Source organism: Klebsiella sp. 141161 (assembly GCF_050600815.1).
GTDB lineage: Bacteria > Pseudomonadota > Gammaproteobacteria > Enterobacterales > Enterobacteriaceae > Klebsiella > Klebsiella aerogenes.
In genome coordinates, this window is the sequence record NZ_JAQIRN010000004.1 from 248,294 (window position 1) to 268,323 (window position 20,030).

The window sequence follows — 20,030 nt, forward strand, 5'->3', positions numbered from 1 at the left end:
TAAAAAAAATCCCCGCCATAAGGCAGGGATTTATTATTCTTAGCGGCTTGAACTTACAGAGAAGTTACGTTGCCAGCTGCCGGGCCTTTAGCGCCGCTTTCGATGGTGAAGGAAACTTTCTGACCTTCGTCCAGGGATTTGTAGCCATCGTTCTGGATAGCGGAGAAGTGTACGAACACGTCTTTAGAGCCATCGTCAGGAGTGATGAAGCCGAAGCCTTTGTCAGCGTTGAACCATTTTACGATACCAGTCATTTTACCGGACATAGTGAATTACCTTTAAAAAAATTAGTGAGCCTTGCGGCGTAGTGGTCTGGACTACAGATTTAAAGCGATAAAGGGAAAGTTCACTACGGGGATATCTAATGGATAACCTTTGAAGGACTGCTCTATTCGACTGCTCTGTGGTCTGTAAATCAAACCTGCGAGCATTAACGCATGTTCTCAGTCGGATAGCAAACTTTTTTTCATCAGGATATAAAACGGCCCTGCATCAGGACCGTTACCAAAAGAAGATAGTAAACCAGTTTTTCAATCTATTAGCTGCCTTGAGAGCTGGGGATTGGCCATCATCAGGCGCATCAGTTTGAGCTCAGTGGATGACGGTTTAACCCGTCGCGACTCCCACTCTTCAACCATCGCAACGCTGACGCCCATGGCATTGGCGAAATCATCGGTCTTAAGTCCTGTGCCCTTACGCAGCTGTTCAAATTCATTAAAAACGCTTGGGGTACGGGCAAGCGTGGCCGTTTGCGGCTGATCTTTAAAAACAATTTGTTCCAGGTTACTCAACAAATCAAATACGGGATCTTTATATTCCATTGAGAGCTCCTATTCTGTCTCACTGCGGAGAGGAAAATACATCGAGCCATTTAAGAATAGTCGCAAAAACAAGGAAAATAATAACCGAAGTGATTATTTGTCGGCGTGGTTTCGTTAATCACCTGGAAAAGCGGCGTGCGTAAAAGCTAAGGGGATGATTACTAAGAGTGTCAGCAGCTTTGGAAAATTTATGTAAATGATGGTTAGCGGCAAGAAAAAGCCAGCGCAGAGCGCTGGCTGGATTGATTAGGCTTTCTGTAAATTCTTGCTGTCATTTTCGCTGACGCCTGGCTGGCGCTGACTCATTTTGTATTTCACCAGTAGAGCGATAGCAGATAAAAACGCCGGGATCGCCAGCATGGTGAAGATGGTCTCAAACGACAATTGCGCCTGCATCAGGAAAGCGCCGCTGAAGGCACCGAGGATCCCGCCGAAGCGGCCGATACCGAGCATCCAGGCAACGCCGGTGGCACGGCCCTGGGTTGGATAGAAACCAGCAGCCAGCGCCGGCATTGATGATTGCGCGCCGTTCATAATGCTGCCGGCGATAAACACCATTACTCCCATCAACAGCAGGTTGCTGGTTGAGAATCCGACCAGGCAAACAAAGACGCCGGTGAGCAGCCAGCCGACGGCAACCACCTTGTTAGGGTTGATCTTGTCCATTAGCGCGCCGAGGATCAGCACGCCAATCCCGCCGCCGAGTGGGAACAGGGCGGTGATGATAGAAGCCTGGCTCATCGAGGCTCCGGTTTCACGGATCAGCAGCGGTAGCCAACTGGTCAGCAGATAGAAAATCAGCAATCCCATAAAATAGGTCAGGCACAGCATCACGGTGCCCACGGCGTAGCGCGGGGAGAAAATCACGCCAATGGCTGACTTTTCCTTCACCTGGCCTGCTTCACGTAGCTCAAATTCAACCGCATCCGGCAGCGGCGCGATACGCTTCAGGATAGCGGCGATCCGCTGTGCCGGCTGTCGTTTCACGACCATATAGCGGGCGGATTCCGGCAGCAGGAATATTAACGCTACCGCCAGCAGCAGCGGCATCACGCCGCCAAGCACCAGCACGCTTTGCCAGCCATAATGCGGGATCATCCAGGCTGACAGAAACCCTCCCAGCGACGACCCCATCGGAAAGCCGACGAACATCAGGTTTACCATCAGCGCGCGGCGGCGTTCCGGAGCATATTCGCTCATTAGCGTCGCGGCATTCGGCATTGCCGCGCCTAAGCCCAACCCGGTGAGGAAGCGTAATAATGTCAGCTGGTTAAGGCTGCTGGCAAACGCGGTTAACAAACTAAAGCCGCCGAATACCAGGATCGACATAATCAACACTTTCTTGCGGCCAATACGGTCGGCGAGCGGCCCGGCCGTCAGCGCGCCGACGGCGAGCCCGACCAGAGCGGCGCTCATTACCGGGCCCAGCGCGGATTTCTCAACGCCCCATTCCTGTACCAGGTCTGAGGCGATAAAACCAATAATCGCGGTATCAAATCCGTCCATCGCGACGGTAATAAAACATAAGGCGAGAATCATCCATTGGTACTTCGTGAATGGATGTTCGTTGATAAAAGCCTGAATATCGATGGTTGTTTTCTTCATACGGCATTCCTGGCAGGCTGAGCGGGGGACAGAGGTATTGTTATAGTCTCCCTCGCTGTCATTGATGTTGTTTGTGCGATAATCGAACATAACGCCGTTAATCGCTCATTAATCAAACCATTGAACCTGCCTGTAGACAATGCGCCGCCTTCAGGAAGCGTGCGATTATCGTCCGCTTTGCCCATTTATTTGGCTGGTGATTTCATTAATTTTAATTAAATCAAAAAGATATTTACTATTTTTGCGGGTTACGTTATCGCGTTAAATGTGATGAACTTAACAGCGGGCCTGGCTTACGCGGGGAGGCGAAAAAGGGCGTTTTCCGCGGTAAGATTATCAGGAAAGGGTATCCTGCAAGCCCGTCCTGGACTATCCTTGTCAGCGTCTGGCACGCGTGTGCCTGTTTGCGCTTTTTTTGGCTGAAGGAGTAAAAAAATGGCGACAGGAAAGTCCTGCTCTCGCTGGTTTGCGGCCGTTGCGGCCATATTAATGGTGGTTAGCCTGAGTGGGTGTTTTGATAAAGAAGGCGATCAGCGCAAAGCGTTCATCGACTTCCTGCAGAATACGGCGATGCGTAGCGGCGAACGTCTGCCAACGCTTACTGCCGATCAGAAAAAACAGTTCGGCCCCTTCGTTTCCGATTATGCGGTGATTTACGCTTATTCACAGCAGGTCAGCCAGGCGATGGATGCGGGTTTGCGCCCGGTGGTTGATAGCGTTAACGCCATTCGCGTGGCGCAGGATTATACCACTCAGCGTGAACCGCTGCGTCAGGCTAACGGCGCGCTGGGCGTGCTGAGCCAGCAGCTGGAAAACGCCAAAATGCAGGCCGATGCTGCGCATGGCGCGCTGAAGCAGGCTGAAGACCTTAAGCCGGTTTATGACCAGGTGTTTAATAAAGTCGTGACGGCGCCGGCGAATGCGCTGCAACCGCTGATCCCGGCCGCGCAGATCTTTACTCAGCAGCTGGTCCAGGTGGGTGATTTTGTCGCTCAGCAGGGGACGCAGGTGAGCTTCGTGGCTAACGGTATTCAGTTCCCGACGTCTCAACAGGCGAGTCAGTATAATGCGCTGATTGCTCCGCTGGCCGCTCAGCATCAGGCCTTTAATCAGGCCTGGACGGCGGCGGTTAACGCCACGCGTTAATCAGTATATCGCTGTTCTCCCGGCTGACTGCGCAAACGCCGTCAGCCGGGCTTTTCCTTTCCTCGCTTACTTCACCTGCGGGTTCACGCAGTTCTTCTCTACCTTGCCGTTCAACGCGTCAATCAGATTGTCTACCGCGCAGGCCGCCATGTTATAGCGGGTCTCGTGGGTAGCTGAACCAATATGCGGCAGCGCGACCACGTTCGGCAGTTTCAGTAATGGCGAATCTTTTGCCAGTGGTTCATGTTCAAAGACATCAAGACCGGCGGCGTGAATCTCACCGGCCTGCAGCGCCGCAATCAGCGCCTGCTCGTCAACCACCGGACCGCGCCCGGCGTTAATGAAGATGGCGGAAGATTTCATTTTGGCAAACTGCGCTTCGCCGAACAGGTGGTGGGTCTCTTCGCTCAGCGGCAGGATCAGGCAGACGAAATCCGCTTCCTGTAACAGGGTATCGAGATCGCAGTAGCGGGCGTTAAAGCGCTCTTCCGCCTGCGGATGCTGACGACGCGCGTTATACAGAATCGGCATGCCGAAACCGAAATGCGCGCGCTGCGCCAGCGCCATGCCAATGCGGCCCATGCCGACGATGCCTAAGGTTTTATGGTGCACATCGCAGCCGAACCAGTCCGGCCCGATGCTTTTGGTCCATTCGCCCGCTTTCACGCGTTCAGCGACCTCAACCACCCGACGCGCGGTGCTCAGTACCAGCGCCATCACCGTATCGGCGACGGTTTCGGTCAGCACGGTCGGCGTATGCATCAGCAAAATCTTGCGCGCGTTCAACGCATCGACATCAAAATTGTCGTAGCCAACGGAAACGGTAGAGGTCGCACGCAGCTTCGGCATTTTCTCCAGTAACGCGGCGTCAACCTTTTCACTCGAACCCAGTAAACCTTCCGCCTGGGCGAAGGCCTCCGCGTGTTGCGAAACGGTTTCCGGACGCAGGTTTTTCACCTGGGTGACGGAAAAATGTTCCTCCAGACGATGTAACAGGTCGTCGGGAAGCGTTTTATAGAGAATGACAGACGGCTTCATGCGAATCTCCGTAGCGTAAGTAGTTCAGGCGTGATGAGCGCCAAGCGGAAGTTTTTGATTCTTAGCAGGCTTAACAATTAAAGTAAGCCATACCGAGGCGAAAAGCGCCACACCCATGAAAATGTACGAGGCGGACGGACTGCCGGTTGCGCCGTTGAGATAGCCGACGAACCACGAGCCAAAGAAGGAACCCAGCGCTCCCATACTGTTGATCAGCGCCATCGCGCCGCCGGCGACGTTGCGCGGCAGCATCTCCGGGATAATCGCAAAGAACGGGCCATACGGGGCGTACATGGCCGCGCCGGCGATCACCAGCAGGGTATAAGAGACCCAGAAATGGTTGGCGCCGACGGCCCACGAGCCGATGAACGCCAGCCCGCCAATGAGCAGCAGCGGCCAGACAAACAGCTTACGGTTCTGCATCTTATCGGAAGCCCAGGAGACGGCGATCATCGCAATCGTTGCCGCCAGATAGGGTACTGAAGAGAGCCAGCCTACCTCGACCATCCCCATGTTTTCGCCGCCGCTGCGGATGATTGACGGCAGCCACAGTACGAAACCGTACACGCCGATGCTCCAGGCGAAATATTGCATACACAGCAGTACCACGTTGCGTGAACGGAAGGCTTCGCCATAGTTACGCACCGCTTTGATACCCTGCTGTTCGCGCTCCAGCTGTTCCTGCAGCGCCGCTTTTTCACTTTCCGCCAGCCAGTTCACCTGCGACGGTTTGTCTTTCACCAGTACCCACCAGCAGAAGGCCCAAATCACCGCAGGGATCCCTTCAAGGATAAACATTTCACGCCAGCCGAAGGCCTGGATCAGATAACCCGATACGACCGACATCCACAGTACGGTGACCGGGTTGCCGAGGATCAGGAAGGTGTTGGCGCGCGAGCGCTCTGATTTTGTGAACCAGTTACTGATGTAAATCAGCATCGCCGGCATGACCGCCGCTTCCACCACGCCAAGGATAAAGCGGATGGCCGCCAGCGCCGGAATGTTATGCACTACGCCGGTCAGCGAGGCGCAGCCGCCCCAAAGGATCAGACAGATAAAGATAAGTTTACGCACGCTGCGGCGTTCGGCGTAAATTGCCCCAGGGATTTGGAAGAAGAAATATCCAAGGAAGAAAAGGGCGCCAAGCAGCGATGAGATGCCTTTAGTGATGCCAAGGTCTTCGGTAATGCCCGCGGCCGATGCAAAGCTGAAGTTGGCGCGGTCAAGGTACGCCAGGCTATACGTGATAAACACGATAGGCATGATATACCACCAACGTTTTGCTGCATTTGTTGAACTGTTCATAGGCTTGCCTCTGTCAATGAGGTGACATACGCCCGCCGGGACGGGCGCTGCTGTGCCGCGCTGCATGTAGGGTACAGGACGGCTGTTTTAGGTGAAAAGTTTATTCGCCCAGCGTTTCGCGGGTGGGCAGCCCTTCGCTATCGCCCTGTACCTGAATGGCCAGCGAGCCAATTTTGTTACCGCGGTTCACGGCTTGCGTCAGCGTTTTGCCTTCCAGCAGCGCGCTGATCACCCCGACGGCAAAGCCATCGCCCGCGCCGACGGTGTCCACCACGTTATCGACTTTAATCGCGGCGATGGCACCCTGTTCGCCGTCGGCGGTCTTGAACCATGCGCCGTCGCAGCCGGTTTTAATCACCACCGCCTTAACGCCGCGCGACAGATAGAAATCAGCGATACCTTCCGGCGTCTGTTGGCCGGTGAGAATGACGCCCTCTTTTAAGCCTGGCAAAACCCAATCAGCCTGGAAGGCGAGGCGGTTCAGTTTCTCCACCATCTCGGCTTCGCTTTTCCACAGTACCGGGCGCAGGTTTGGATCAAATGAGAGGGTTTTCCCTTCGGCTTTCATCACCCTGGCCGCATGTTCCAGCAATGCATACGAGCTGTCGGACAGCGCGGCGGCGACGCCGCTTAAGTGCAAATGGCGGGCGCTGGTGAAGTAATCAGCGCGGAAATCTTCCGTCGACAGATGGCTGGCAGCCGATCCTTTACGGAAATATTCCACGATGGGATCGGTTCCATTTTCGACTTTAGATTTCATCTGGAAGCCGGTAGCGTAGCGCTCGTCAATGACTACGCCGCGCGCGTCGATGCCTTCTTTGGCCAGCGAATTCAGCACGAAGCGGCCAAAGCTATCGTTGCCGACGCGGCTCACCCAGCCCACCTTCAGCCCCAGGCGCGCCAGGCCGGTCGCCACGTTCAGTTCAGCGCCGGCGACGCGTTTGATAAAGCGTTCAACCTCCGCCAGTTCGCCGGTTTCGGTGGCGACAAACATCGCCATGGCTTCGCCAATGGTAATGACATCTAAGTTTTCCATGGCTTAATCCTCGCGTAACAGATCAACGTAATGGCGGGTGACGGCGGTCAGGTCGTCGCCGACCAGCGGGAATTCAATACCGCGCGGCGCGTCGGCGGGCAGGTTATCGAGCAGCGCCAGCCAGCGAGCGTCCGCCTGGTCCGGTGGGACGGCGCGATACTTCTCATGATGAGGCTTCGCCGCCTTCACATGAATATAGCTGACTGCAGGGGCGAGGTAGCGCGCGGCTTCTTCCGGCGAATCGCCGACCCACAACCAGTTCCCCATGTCGAAAGTCAGCGTCACCGGCATCTGATGGACCCGGCAGGCGGCTTTGAAACGCTGCATCGGCGCCAGTTGGCCGCAATCGGTCTGGTCATTTTCCACCACCAGCGCCATGCCGCTGGCGCTCAGAATGTCGCGCAGCGTCTCCAGCTGTTGGTTATGGATGAAATGACCGAGGGAGAGCTTCAGCCACAGAGCGTTGAGGGTTTGCGCTTCCTCAAGTAACGAGGGGAGATGGGGATTGAGCTCGCCGTGGTCGGTGAACAGCGCTTGTGGCGCGGAGTAGCAGGCCAGCAGCCCCTGTTTTTCAATGTCGGCCGCCAGCGTTGGCAACTGCTTCAGTTCCGCCGCGCTGAATAGCTCGCGGCGAATTTCCACGCCATCGGCGCCGGAACCGGCGATAAAGGGTAATACGGCGGACTGCCCGCCAAGCGCTTTAACGTGGTCGTTGCCATAAGCGGCGGTGACGACAATGATTTTTCTGGCCATTGAACAAACTCCTGGCGTGGTGGGGCTTAACTCCCTATTACGCTAGATGGTACCGGTTCCAAAGAAAAGGCCAGGATGTTTAATTTATGATCGTCATCACGATGAATCGTTAACGAGACGTTGATCCCCGGACGATAAGTTCGCCGGAGAAGACCCGCTCGCAGATGGGGTCGCTGCCGCCTTCGATACGTCTGACGACCTGTTCGACCGCGGCATAGCCAATCTGCCAGGTTGGCTGTTTGAGGGTGGTGATACCGACGCCCGCCAGCTCCGCCCATTCCAGCTCATCGAAGCCCAGCAGGCCGATATCGCTGCCCCAGATGAGATCAACGCGCTTCAGTGAACGGGCGACCTGTAACGTCAGGGCGCCATTGGCGGAAATCACCGCTTTGCGCATTCCGCGGTGGCGGGCGTGGAACTGACGCAGGACGTTATCCATCATGGCGCCGTCGTTGAGCGGGACCTCGGCGTTTTCCGCCACTATTCCGGTATGGCGCTGCAGAGTCGCGCGAAAGGCGTCCAGGCGCTCGCGGCGGGTGTTTACGGAGCCTATCGGCTCGCTTAAAAACAACAGCGCTTCAAAACCCTTTTCCACCAGATGCTCGGTGGCGGTGGTGGCGGCCTGAGTGTTATCCAACCCCACGACATCACAGGCGAAATCGGGGATTTTACGGTCGATAAGCACCATCGGCAGCGAGGATTGCTGCAGGCGGTTGAGGCCTTCTTCGCGCATGCCGACCGCATTAACCACAATCCCTTCAACCTGATAGCTGCGTAGGAGGTCGAGATAGTGAAGCTCCTGATCGATTTCGTTGTTGGTATTACACACCAGCAAGGTGAAGCCTTTTTCGCGGCAGGCGGCTTCAATCCCGCTTAACACGTTCACGGAGTAAGGGTTGGTGATATCGGCGATGATCAGGCCAATCAGGCGGGTACGACCATGTTTTAGGCCACGGGCCATCAGGCTGGGACGGTAGTTGAGCTCGGCAATCGCTTTCTCAATCCGCGCCAGCAGATCGTCGGAAAGCAGATGCTTTTCGCCGTTGAGATAGCGTGAAATGCTGGTTTTACCGGTTTTCGCGGCTTTCGCCACGTCGCTGATGGTTGCTCGCGCCGCTTTCGCCATGATGGCTTCCTTTGCTGAAAATCTGCCAACACCTTAGCGCGAAAAATAGCGATATCAAGCATTTTGCCCGGCAGGAAGGCTGCCGGGCCGGAAACAAGAGGATTACTGCAGCGGGCTGAGGGTAATTTCCACGCGACGGTTCTGCGCTTTGCCTTCCGCCGTGCTGTTGCTGGCGATCGGGTTCGCCGGGCCCATGCCGGTGGTGCGAATACGGTTGGCCGCCACGCCCTGAGTGATGAGCGCGCTGGCGACGCTATCGGCACGCTGTTGCGACAGACGCATGTTCAGATCGTTGCTGCCGGTGCTATCGGTGTAGCCGACGACGTTGACGGCGGTTTTCTCGTACTCTTTCAACACCATCGCGACGCCGGTCAGGGTGTTGGCGCCTGCAGGTTTCAGGTTGGCGCTGCTGCTGTCAAAAGTGACGTTATTCGGCATGTTAAGCACGATGTTGTCGCCATTTCGCGTCACGCTGACGCCGGTTCCCTGCATTTTTTCGCGCAGTTTCGCTTCCTGCACGTCCATGTAGTAACCGATGCCGCCGCCGAGCGCCGCGCCTGCTGCTGCGCCAATCAGCGCGCCTTTGCCGCGGTCATGCTTGGAAGAGGAGAGCGCGCCGACGCCTGCGCCCACTAAGGAGCCGATACCCGCGCCGATGCCGGATTTTCCCGCTTCGCGTTCGCCGGTATAAGGGTTGGTAGTACAACCAGAAATAGCCAGTGTGCCGCTAACGATAGCAGCAATCATGAGTACGCGTTTTTTCATCTTATTTCCTTAATCCTTTTTATTCTTTGCCACCGCAAGCGTGACGGTTGATTATGACGTCCGAATACGGAGAAAATTCCCCGCAGGGTATCTCTTTTTGTAAGTAACATTGAACGGTTGACTAACAAACCGTCACAACACCTGCATTCGCTGACCCAGGAGCCTGCTTTGCCAACCTCATCTGCAACTAAAACCATCTTAACCGCGGCCCACTGGGGGCCAATGCTGGTGGAGACGGATGGTGAAAATGTGATTTCGTCCCGCGGCGCGCTGGACACCCCCTTCGCCAACTCGCTGCAAACGGCGGTGCGCGAACAGGTGCACAGTAAAACTCGCGTTCGCTATCCGATGGTGCGAAAGGGCTTTCTTGCTTCGCCACAACAGCCGCAGGGCGTACGCGGCCAGGATGAATTCGTGCGGGTAAGCTGGGAGCAGGCGCTTGACCTGATTGATGCTCAGCATCGACGGATCCGCGAAAGCTTCGGCCCGCAGTCGATTTTCGCCGGTTCCTATGGCTGGCGTTCTAACGGCGTGTTGCATAAGGCGGCAACCCTGCTGCAGCGCTATATGAGTCTTGCCGGGGGCTATACCGGACACCTCGGCGATTATTCAACCGGCGCGGCGCAGGCGATCATGCCTTATGTGGTAGGCGGTAATGAAGTTTATCAACAGCAAACCAGCTGGCCGCTTATTCTGGAGCACAGCGAGGTGGTGGTACTGTGGAGCGCCAATCCGCTGAATACGCTGAAAATTGCCTGGAACGCCTCGGATGAACAAGGGGTCCCCTGGTTTGACCGCCTGCGCCAGAGCGGCAAACGGCTGATCTGCATCGATCCTATGCGATCGGAAAGCGTTGATTTCTTTGGCGAATCAATGGAGTGGATCGCGCCGCATATGGGCACTGACGTCGCGTTGATGCTGGGGATCGCCCATACCCTGGTAGAGCATGGCTGGCAGGACGATGAATTCCTCGCCCGCTGTACCAGCGGTTATGACATTTTCGCCCGCTATTTGAGTGGTGAAAGCGATGGCATCGCCAAAACCGCCGAATGGGCGGCGGCAATCTGCGGCGTACCGGCGGATAAAATCCGTGAACTGGCGAAACTTTTCCACGAAAACACCACCATGCTGATGTCCGGCTGGGGCATGCAGCGCCAGCAATTCGGCGAGCAAAAACACTGGATGCTGGTGACGCTGGCGGCGATGCTGGGGCAGATTGGCACGCCAGGCGGCGGTTTTGGGCTTTCTTACCACTTTGCCAACGGCGGCAACCCGACGCGCCGCGCCGCGGTGCTGGCTTCCATGCAGGGCAGCGTAGCGGGCGGCGTAGACGCGGTGGAAAAAATCCCGGTCGCCCGTATCGTTGAGGCGCTGGAAAACCCAGGGGCAAGCTATCAGCACAACGGGATGACGCGGCGCTTTCCCGACATCCGCTTTATCTGGTGGGCGGGCGGCGCCAACTTTACCCATCATCAAGATACCAACCGCCTGATTCAGGCCTGGCAGAAGCCGGAGCTGATTGTGATTTCCGAATGTTTCTGGACCGCCGCCGCGCGCCATGCCGATATCGTCTTACCGGCGACCACTTCGTTTGAGCGCAACGATCTGACCATGACCGGGGACTACAGCAATCAGCATCTGGTGCCGATGAAGCGGGTGGTCGCGCCACGCGATGAAGCGCGCGACGATTTTGATGTCTTTGCGGATCTGAGCGAACGCTGGGAGGCGGGCGGCCGCGAACGCTTCACCGAAGGAAAAAACGATTTGCAATGGCTGGAGAGCTTCTACCAGATTGCCGCCCAGCGCGGGGCGCAGCAGCAGGTGACGCTGCCGCCGTTTGCCGAATTCTGGCAGGCTAACCAGCTAATTGAAATGCCGGAAAACCCGGATAACGCCCGTTTCTCTCGTTTCGCGGCATTCCGCGCAGACCCGCAGGCTAACCCGTTAAAAACCGCGAGCGGGAAAATTGAAATTCACTCGCCGACCATTGCCGGCTTTGGCTATGCCGATTGTCCGCCGCACCCGATGTGGCTCGAACCTGATGAGTGGCACGGCAACGCCGAGGAAGGTCAGCTACAGGTGCTTTCCGCCCATCCGGCGCACCGCCTGCATAGCCAGTTGAACCAGACCTCGCTGCGCGAAAGGTATGCGGTGGCCGGGCGTGAGCCGCTGACTATCCATCCGCTGGACGCGCAGGCGCGCAATATCACCGACGGCGATCTGGTGCGGGTGTGGAATTCACGTGGTCAGGTACTGGCCGGCGCGGTGGTCACGGAAGGTATTCGTCCGGGGGTGATTTGCCTGCATGAAGGCGCATGGCCGGATATCGACCCCGATGCCGGAATATGCAAAAACGGTGCGGTGAACGTGCTGACGAAAGATATTCCGACCTCGCGTCTGGGCAACGGTTGCGCCGGGAATACGGCGCTGGCATGGCTGGAAAAATATGATGGGCCCGCGCTGGCGCTCAGCGCATTTGATCCGCCGGCCAATGCATAATCCAGGTTGGGTGCTGGGTGTCGTCCTGCCATGCGCAGTCTTCTATTCGGAAGCCCTGCGCGTGGTAGAAATTCACCGCCCGCACGTTTTTCTGATAAACCTCCAGGCTTAGCCAGTCGTAGTGCTGCTTGACCTCATCAAGCAGCGCGCGGCCGATACCGTGGCGGATCGCTTGCGGGGCGACGAAAAGCGCCCCGACGAAGCGCGAATCCATCACGCTGACAAACCCTTTCAGCGCGTCATTCTCCTGCCACACCCAAGTGGCGGCGGCGGGGAGATAGACATCACGCACGACTTCCAGACTCTCCCGCCAGTAGCTTTCGGCAATAAACGGATGCGCATAAATGGTGCTTTCCAGCCACAACTCGAGCAGCGGGCCGGTCTCTGTGGCATCCCATTTTTGGATCATGCTGGTCTCCCTGGGTGGCAAAAGCAGCCTGTCACGTGATCGTTGACTAACCCGCAGGCCTGCATAAACGAATAACAGATGGTGGAGCCGACAAACTTAAAGCCGCGCTTTTTCAGCGCCTTAGATAGGGCATCAGAGGCTGGTGTGGTGGTGGGGATTTCGGCGAGCGTCGCGGCATGGGTCATTTGCGGCTGGTTCTCGACAAATGACCAGACGAAATCGCTGAATGCTTCGCCGTTGGCTTCCATGGCGAGAAACGCCCGCGCATTGCCGATGATGGCCTGGATCTTTCCCCGATGGCGGATGATGCCCGCATCCTGTAGCAGGCGCTCGACGTCTGCTTCATCCATGGCCGCTACGCGAACTGGGTCGAACTGGTGAAAGGCCTGACGATAGTTTTCCCGTTTTTTCAGTACGGTTATCCACGAAAGCCCCGCCTGCTGGCCTTCGAGGCAGATCATTTCAAACAGCTTTTGCGGCGTTCTCTCGGCGACTCCCCATTCGTTATCGTGATACTGGATATAAAGAGGATCCTGGCTTACCCATCCGCAACGTTGCATGTTTCTCTCCCTTTCGTCAGAAAACTTTTTCATCCGCCTTGACGGCTGAAAGATAAAGATAATAGTTAATACAGGGAAACCACTTCCCATCAACTCCTTATACTTCAAGTTGCGTAGAAGTGGGCGGCAGCTCGAATTATTTTGAGTATAAAAACACAGCAACATTGCCGATTCGGCTCTTTTGGAGTCGCATTAATGATAATAAAGAAATGCAATGGCCTCCGGGGTGGGTTGATCCCGGCGTGCATCACTATCTGGGTGTCGTGTGTTTCAGGCGCTAATGCCTGGCAACAGGAATATATCGCTAACGATACAAAAAGTAATACGTCCGAACGCTATACATGGGATAGCGATCACCAACCGCGTTATGAAGACATTCTTGCCGAGCGTATGAGAGCGTCAGAAGCGCCCGCCGGACTGGCATTGAATCAGGCGCTGGCGCCGCCGGATTTGGGGCACGGCATGAGCGTGGGATGGAACTATTCACTGGCCAGCGGCGTGACCTCCGGGCCGGTCGCCAGCTTGCGTAGCGATCTCAACCCGCCGCCAGCGACGCGTCGCGCGGGCGAAAGTATTTACGTCAACACGCTCGGCTGGCGTATGGATTATCAGCAGCTGTGGGGCGTGCATCCATGGGCGCAGGTGAGCTATAACCAGTCTATCTCTATCGATAACAATGCGTCGATTAGCCGCGGCAAAGACGGTAGCTGGGGCGATGTGACGCTGGGCGCCGATATGCCGCTTGGTTCTCATCTGGCGGCATGGGCCACACTTTCGCAGGCGGATAATGTGCCGTCGGGTGAAAACACGCTATATCTGATGGGCGTCAGCGCCAATTTCTAACCTGTTTTGTTACGCATTTGAAACTCAGTCGTTACTGTTAAATCTCAGTAACGGCGCGTTTCTGTGAGATAGCGCACACTAACTTTTTAGGTAAAATTTAGGGAATGAATGTTTTGCAATGTCATTCATTCCGCCATAAATGCATTTCATTCCTCGTTGATGGCAGTTCATGCCGTTTTCCCCCACCGGATTTGGGGATTTGGTTATTGTGGCGGCAGTTAATCCTTCAGGACATCTGCTATGAACGCTGCAAACACTCAATATACCCGTTGGCTCACGCTGATTGGCACGATCATTACGCAATTCGCACTGGGATCGGTTTATACATGGAGTTTGTTTAATAGTTCTCTGGCCAGCAAACTGGACGAGCCAGTAAGCCAGGTGGCATTTTCCTTCGGCCTGTTAAGTCTTGGGCTGGCGTTATCCTCTTCCGTTGCCGGTAAATTGCAGGAACGCTTTGGCGTGAAACGCGTCACCATGGCATCCGGTATCCTGCTTGGCGTCGGGTTTTTCCTCACGGCCCATGCCAACAGCCTGATGATGCTGTGGCTGAGCGCCGGCCTGCTGGTCGGTCTGGCGGACGGCGCGGGCTATCTGCTGACGTTGTCGAACTGCGTGAAGTGGTTCCCGGAACGTAAGGGTCTGATTTCCGCCTTCTCGATTGGCGCTTATGGCCTTGGCAGCCTCGGTTTTAAATTTATCGATAGCCACCTGTTGGCGACGGTCGGGCTGGAAAAAACCTTTGTTATCTGGGGCGCTATCGTACTGGTGATGATCGTCTTTGGCGCCACCCTGATGAAAGATGCGCCGAATCATCCCGCGACAACCACCGCTAACGGCGTCGTCGAAAATGATTTCACCCTCGCTGAATCCATGCGTAAACCGCAGTACTGGATGCTGGCGGTGATGTTCCTGACGGCCTGCATGAGCGGACTGTATGTGATTGGCGTAGCAAAAGATATCGCCCAGGGTATGGTGCACCTCGATGTGGCGACGGCGGCGAATGCGGTTACCGTGATTTCTATCGCCAACCTGAGCGGCCGCCTGGTGCTGGGCATCCTGTCTGATAAGATCTCCCGTATCCGCGTGATTACCATCGGTCAGGTGGTCTCCCTGGTCGGTATGGCGGCCCTGCTGTTCGCGCCGCTAAATGCGATGACCTTCTTTGCAGCGATTGCCTGTGTGGCCTTTAACTTCGGCGGCACCATTACCGTCTTCCCTTCGCTGGTAAGCGAGTTCTTTGGCCTCAATAACCTGGCGAAAAACTACGGTGTGATTTATCTCGGCTTCGGTATCGGTAGTATTTGCGGTTCGCTGATTGCCTCCGTGTTCGGCGGCTTCTATGTCACCTTCTGTGTCATCTTCGCTCTGCTGATTTTGTCACTGGCGCTTTCCACCACAATTCGCCAGCCGAAAAGCGAAATTTACCACCAGGCGCACGCCTGATAGCGTCACCTTTCCTAAGCTAATAATGCCTTGCCAGCCAGATATTTTGTAAATATCTGGCTGAATCACATTCCTCGCGGATACTTTTGCCATTTGCTGTGGTCTACTTAGCGCGCTTTGTAGAGGTTTCCGATAACCAACCCAGACGCACTTAATTAATCTTCCTGTTTATATCGTTTTAATCAGGGCGGTTTTATCTCTTCGTTTCCCAGGTTTGCTTGCATGAAATACATTAAAACGATGTCACAGCAGAAGCTGAGTTTTTGGCTTGCGCTGTACATCGGCTGGTTTATGAACGCCGCGGTGTTTTTCCGTCGTTTCGATGGTTACGCTCAAGAGTTTACCGTCTGGAAAGGGTTGTCCGGAGTGGTGGAACTGGTGGCGACGGTGCTGGTCACCTTCTTCCTGCTGCGTCTGCTCTCGTTATTTGGTCGCCGGGTCTGGCGCATCTTAGCTACGCTGGTGGTGTTGTTTTCCGCTGGGGCAAGTTATTACATGACTTTCCTTAATGTGGTCATTGGCTACGGCATAATCGCTTCGGTGATGACCACCGATATTGACCTGTCGAAAGAGGTTATCGGCTGGCATCTGATCCTGTGGCTGGCCGCGGTTAGCGTTTTGCCGCTCCTTCTTATCTGGAGCAACCGCTGCCGTAAGACGCTGCTGCAACAGGTCAAAACGCCGGGTCAGCGGGTGAAAAATATCCTGATAGTCGTGCTGGCCGGGCTGATGGTCTGGGGGCCGATTCGCCTGCTTGAGCTACGTCAGCATGATATCGAGCGTAACTCTGAAGTCGATATGCCAAGCTACGGCGGCGTCATTGCCAACTCGTATCTGCCTTCGAACTGGCTGTCGGCGCTTGGGCTGTACGCCTGGGCGCAGGTGGATGAATCGTCTGATAATAAGTCGCTGATTAACCCAGCGAAAAAATTTACCTATGTGGCGCCGCAGGATCTTGATGATACTTACGTGGTGTTTATTATCGGCGAGACCACCCGCTGGGATCATATGGGTATTCTCGGCTATAACCGTAATACCACGCCGAAGCTGGCGCAGGAGAAGAATCTTGTCGCCTTCCGCGGCACCTCTTGCGATACCGCCACCAAGTTATCGTTGCGCTGTATGTTCGTACGCGAGGGCGGGGCGGATGATAATCCGCAACGGACGCTGAAAGAGCAGAATGTGTTTGCCGTACTGCATCAGCTGGGCTTTGCAGGCGACCTGTACGCCATGCAGAGTGAGATGTGGTTCTACAGCAATACGATGGCCAACAATATCGCCTATCGCGAGCAGATCGGCGCCGAGCCGCGCAATCGCGGCAAGAACGTGGATGATATGCTGCTGGTCGATGAAATGAAGCGCGGCATGGAGCAAAATCCTGATGGCAAGCGCTTGATTATCCTGCATACCAAGGGATCGCACTTTAACTACACCCAGCGTTATCCGCGCAGCTTCGCGCAATGGAAACCGGAGTGTATCGGCGTGGACAGCAAATGCTCGAAGGCCGAGTTGATTAACTCCTACGATAACAGCGTCACCTACGTGGATCACTTTATCGTCAGCGTGCTGGACCAACTGCGGGATAAAAAGGCTATCGTGTTCTACGCCGCCGATCACGGCGAGTCGATTAATGAACACGAACATCTGCACGGTACGCCGCGCATGATGGCGCCGCCGGAGCAGTTCCGCGTGCCGATGATGGTCTGGATGTCGGATAAATATCTGGCGAACCCGGACCATGCCGCCTCCTTTGCGCGTCTCAAGCAGCAGGCGGCGACGAAGGCTCCGCACCGTCACGTTGAGCTGTATGACACCATTATGGGTTGTCTTGGTTATACCTCGCCGGATGGCGGGATTAATGAAAACAACAATTGGTGTCGCGTACCGGCTTCGAAGAAAGCGGCGAAGGAATAGCAGTAGTGGCGAGATTCTCGCCGCTTGATTGATTTTTTGCTAATAAGGCATTGACGGGGGTGCATCCCAGCAGTAAGATGCGCCCCGCATTCGGTGATTGGCGCAGCCTGGTAGCGCACTTCGTTCGGGACGAAGGGGTCGGAGGTTCGAATCCTCTATCACCGACCAAATTCGAAAAGCCTGCTCAATGAGCAGGCTTTTTTGCATCTGCGGCCCGAAGAGGATGAGAACCTCCGGGGGCAGAGGTTCGACTCGAGCGTAGCGAGAGAACGTTGCGTCAGCAACGGCCCGTAGGGCGAGCCACGAAGTGGCGAGTCATCCTCTATCACCGACCAAATTCGAAAAGCCTGCTCAACGAGCAGGCTTTTTTGCATCTGCGGCCCGAAGAGGATGAGAACCTCCGGGGGCAAAGGTTCGACTCGATCGCAGCCCGGTAGCCCGGCTCAGCGCAGCGCAAGCCGGGGCGAAAACCCCGCCAGAGTCACAAAAATCGCATCTCCCCAGGTATCTCGCCAGCTATTCGCTATTTTGTGACATCTTCCATTGCATTTTTTTATCGATGAACAGATCTTTTTTCGCGAAGCTTATGGCTAACTACAGCATTTTCCGCTGTGCGTTTTAACGTTCGCGCTATTAATCGCTCACATAATGGTCACACGGGAAGAAATTTTCACCATTTTTAAGAATTGTTTATCACCAGATGTTGCAAACTATTAAGGGCTTTATTCTGGTTTATTGCCGGTAGCATAAATTTCTCTGCTGAAAATAGCGCCATCAAGTTTTTTTAATCTTTGCCCACCGATTCTCACCCCTGACGCAAAACCCGGTTAGCTGTATTGACGTTTCTCCATTCTGTTGACAGATTGTACGGCATGAGGGGCATTTCATGGAGAATCCGTACTGCAACTCAGTCGTTTTAGCGAACGGAATCCCCATCTCTCTCAACGCCTTCGGGCACCACCGACCAGACCGGGTAAAAAATAAATAAAGGTCTGGCGGCTATATGCAAACAACATCACAGTTTTGGAGCAGAATAATGAGTATTTCCTTGAAAAAGTCAGGGATGCTGAAGCTTGGTCTGAGCCTGGTCGCCATGACCGTCGCCGCAAGCGTACAAGCTAAAACCCTGGTTTATTGTTCTGAAGGTTCGCCGGAAGGCTTTAACCCACAGCTATTCACCTCTGGTACCACCTATGACGCCAGCTCGGTGCCTATTTACAACCGCCTGGTTGAATTCAAAACCGGTACGACAGAAGTTATTCCTGGCCTGGCTGAGAAGTGGGATGTCAGCGAGGACGGTAAAACCTATACCTTCCACCTGCGTAAAGGCGTGAAGTGGCAGGATAATAAAGACTTTAAACCAACGCGCGAGCTGAATGCCGACGACGTGGTGTTCTCCTTCGACCGCCAGAAAAATGACAAAAACCCGTACCATAAAGTCTCAGGCGGCAGCTATGAGTACTTCGAAGGGATGGGCCTGCAGGACCTGATTAGCGAAGTGAAGAAAGTGGACGATAATACCGTCCAGTTCGTGCTGACTCGCCCGGAAGCGCCGTTCCTTGCTGACCTGGCGATGGACTTTGCTTCTATCCTGTCGAAAGAGTATGCCGACAATATGCTGAAAGCCGGCACGCCGGAAAAAGTAGACCTTAACCCAATCGGTACCGGTCCATTCCAGCTGCTGCAGTACCAAAAAGACTCGCGCATTCTGTATAAAGCCTTCCCGGGCTACTGGGGCACCAAGCCGCAGATCGATCGCCTGGTCTTCTCCATCACTCCGGACGCTTCCGTACGCTACGCCAAGCTGCAGAAAAACGAATGCCAGGTGATGCCGTATCCGAACCCGGCTGACATCGCGCGCATGAAGGAAGATAAAAACATCAACCTGCTGGAACAGCCGGGTCTGAACGTGGGTTATCTCTCCTTCAACACGGAGAAAAAACCGCTGGATAACGTCAAAGTTCGCCAGGCGCTGACCTATGCGGTGAACAAAGAAGCGATCATCAAAGCCGTTTACCAGGGCGCAGGCCAGTCGGCGAAGAACCTGATCCCGCCGACCATGTGGGGCTATAACGATGACGTTAAAGACTATACCTACGATCCTGAGAAGGCGAAGCAACTGCTGAAAGAAGCAGGCATGGAAAAAGGCTTCACCATTGACCTGTGGGCAATGCCGGTACAGCGTCCGTATAACCCGAACGCGCGCCGTATGGCTGAAATGATCCAGGCCGACTGGGCGAAAGTTGGCGTACAGGCCAAGATCGTCACCTACGAGTGGGGCGAGTACCTGAAACGCGCGAAAGCGGGCGAGCATCGGACCGTGATGATGGGCTGGACCGGCGACAACGGGGATCCGGATAACTTCTTCGCGACCCTGTTCAGCTGCGCTGCGGCGAAAGACGGCTCTAACTACTCTCGCTGGTGCTATAAGCCGTTTGAAGACCTCATTCAACCGGCGCGCGCCACCGACGACCACAACAAGCGTATTGAACTGTACAAACAGGCTCAGGTAGTGATGCATGACCAGGCTCCGGCGCTGATCATCGCCCACTCCACCGTTTACGAGCCAGTGCGTAAAGAAGTCAAAGGCTATGTGGTTGATCCGCTTGGCAAACACCACTTCGATAACGTCTCTGTCGAATAATAAGCACGATGCCTGACCCCCTCTCCCCGCGCGGGAGAGGCGGGGGGCGTATTCCCGCTATTCGGGGAATACTTTTGTGAGCAATACAGACGCCTTGTCACCAGGCCTGGCGTCACTATA

Annotated in this window: 16 protein-coding genes, 1 tRNA gene, 1 other RNA gene and 1 pseudogene; 8 read left to right on the plus strand and 11 right to left on the minus strand. The window is 55.2% G+C overall.

Going from position 1 to position 20,030, the window contains the following annotated elements:
- Positions 1-53: 53 nt before the first annotated feature.
- The 3 genes from cspE to PGR79_RS13045 form a co-directional block, all read right to left on the minus strand.
- A complete protein-coding gene (gene cspE / locus PGR79_RS13035; protein ID WP_000014594.1) occupies positions 54-266 on the minus strand; it encodes a transcription antiterminator/RNA stability regulator CspE in 213 nt (70 codons plus the stop codon).
- A gap of 264 nt (positions 267-530) precedes the next feature.
- Positions 531-821 carry an HTH-type transcriptional regulator gene (locus PGR79_RS13040; RefSeq protein WP_087858974.1) on the minus strand — a complete coding sequence of 97 codons (291 nt, stop codon included), beginning with the start codon at positions 819-821 and terminating at the stop codon, positions 531-533.
- Positions 822-1,067: 246 nt separating this feature from the next.
- Positions 1,068-2,426 carry an MFS transporter gene (locus tag PGR79_RS13045; RefSeq protein WP_113374012.1) on the minus strand — a complete coding sequence of 453 codons (1,359 nt, stop codon included), beginning with the start codon at positions 2,424-2,426 and terminating at the stop codon, positions 1,068-1,070.
- A 435-nt stretch (positions 2,427-2,861) separates the two neighbouring features.
- Between PGR79_RS13045 and PGR79_RS13050 the strand changes: the two genes are divergently transcribed.
- Complete coding sequence (locus PGR79_RS13050) at positions 2,862-3,572, plus strand: DUF3053 domain-containing protein (RefSeq protein ID WP_045375371.1); 711 nt, start codon at positions 2,862-2,864, stop codon at positions 3,570-3,572.
- A 66-nt stretch (positions 3,573-3,638) separates the two neighbouring features.
- On the opposite strand, the gene ghrB is transcribed toward PGR79_RS13050, so the two are convergent.
- The 6 genes from ghrB to PGR79_RS13080 form a co-directional block, all read right to left on the minus strand.
- On the minus strand, positions 3,639-4,610 hold the full coding sequence (ghrB, locus tag PGR79_RS13055) for a glyoxylate/hydroxypyruvate reductase GhrB (protein ID WP_087858976.1): 972 nt from the start codon (positions 4,608-4,610) through the stop codon (positions 3,639-3,641).
- A gap of 24 nt (positions 4,611-4,634) precedes the next feature.
- Positions 4,635-5,915: an MFS transporter gene (locus PGR79_RS13060; RefSeq protein WP_087858977.1), complete on the minus strand. Its 1,281-nt coding sequence runs from the start codon at positions 5,913-5,915 to the stop codon at positions 4,635-4,637.
- A 100-nt stretch (positions 5,916-6,015) separates the two neighbouring features.
- Positions 6,016-6,951 carry a sugar kinase gene (locus PGR79_RS13065; protein ID WP_113374011.1) on the minus strand — a complete coding sequence of 312 codons (936 nt, stop codon included), beginning with the start codon at positions 6,949-6,951 and terminating at the stop codon, positions 6,016-6,018.
- Between the two features lie 3 nt (positions 6,952-6,954).
- The gene (locus tag PGR79_RS13070) at positions 6,955-7,704 is read right to left on the minus strand and encodes a sugar phosphate isomerase/epimerase family protein (protein ID WP_430921809.1); all 750 of its coding nucleotides are present in this window, start codon (positions 7,702-7,704) and stop codon (positions 6,955-6,957) included.
- A 109-nt stretch (positions 7,705-7,813) separates the two neighbouring features.
- Positions 7,814-8,830, minus strand: coding sequence for a LacI family DNA-binding transcriptional regulator (locus PGR79_RS13075; RefSeq protein ID WP_087858980.1), 1,017 nt, complete (start codon positions 8,828-8,830; stop codon positions 7,814-7,816).
- Positions 8,831-8,932: 102 nt separating this feature from the next.
- Entirely contained in the window at positions 8,933-9,595 is a 663-nt protein-coding gene (locus tag PGR79_RS13080) for an OmpA family lipoprotein (protein WP_015369222.1), read from the minus strand.
- A 168-nt stretch (positions 9,596-9,763) separates the two neighbouring features.
- On the opposite strand from PGR79_RS13080, the gene PGR79_RS13085 reads away from it, so the two are divergent.
- A complete protein-coding gene (locus PGR79_RS13085; RefSeq protein ID WP_113374009.1) occupies positions 9,764-12,094 on the plus strand; it encodes a molybdopterin guanine dinucleotide-containing S/N-oxide reductase in 2,331 nt (776 codons plus the stop codon).
- Here PGR79_RS13085 and PGR79_RS13090 read toward each other — a convergent pair.
- Together PGR79_RS13090 and tag are read right to left on the minus strand one after the other, a co-directional pair.
- Positions 12,063-12,503, minus strand: a complete 441-nt coding sequence (locus PGR79_RS13090) for an N-acetyltransferase (protein ID WP_042893599.1) — start codon at positions 12,501-12,503, stop codon at positions 12,063-12,065. The two genes, PGR79_RS13085 and PGR79_RS13090, sit on opposite strands and share 32 nt — an antisense overlap.
- A pseudogene (gene tag / locus PGR79_RS13095) lies at positions 12,487-13,063 on the minus strand (DNA-3-methyladenine glycosylase I); the annotation flags it as partial. The gene PGR79_RS13090 and the pseudogene tag, both read right to left, overlap by 17 nt.
- Positions 13,064-13,321: 258 nt before the next feature.
- Here tag and PGR79_RS13100 point away from each other — a divergent pair.
- The 6 genes from PGR79_RS13100 (at position 13,322) to dppA (ending at position 19,910) form a co-directional block, all read left to right on the plus strand.
- A complete protein-coding gene (locus tag PGR79_RS13100; RefSeq protein ID WP_162750192.1) occupies positions 13,322-13,906 on the plus strand; it encodes an autotransporter outer membrane beta-barrel domain-containing protein in 585 nt (194 codons plus the stop codon).
- A 240-nt stretch (positions 13,907-14,146) separates the two neighbouring features.
- Complete coding sequence (locus tag PGR79_RS13105) at positions 14,147-15,352, plus strand: L-lactate MFS transporter (protein ID WP_020077719.1); 1,206 nt, start codon at positions 14,147-14,149, stop codon at positions 15,350-15,352.
- Positions 15,353-15,574: 222 nt separating this feature from the next.
- Positions 15,575-17,266, plus strand: a complete 1,692-nt coding sequence (eptB, locus tag PGR79_RS13110) for a kdo(2)-lipid A phosphoethanolamine 7''-transferase (RefSeq protein ID WP_087858983.1) — start codon at positions 15,575-15,577, stop codon at positions 17,264-17,266.
- A 91-nt stretch (positions 17,267-17,357) separates the two neighbouring features.
- Positions 17,358-17,434: transfer RNA gene (locus PGR79_RS13115), tRNA-Pro, on the plus strand.
- A gap of 34 nt (positions 17,435-17,468) precedes the next feature.
- Positions 17,469-17,601: non-coding RNA, RtT sRNA (locus tag PGR79_RS13120), on the plus strand.
- Between the two features lie 701 nt (positions 17,602-18,302).
- Entirely contained in the window at positions 18,303-19,910 is a 1,608-nt protein-coding gene (gene dppA, locus PGR79_RS13125; RefSeq protein WP_430921811.1) for a dipeptide ABC transporter periplasmic-binding protein DppA, read from the plus strand.
- The last annotated feature ends 120 nt before the right edge of the window (positions 19,911-20,030 follow it).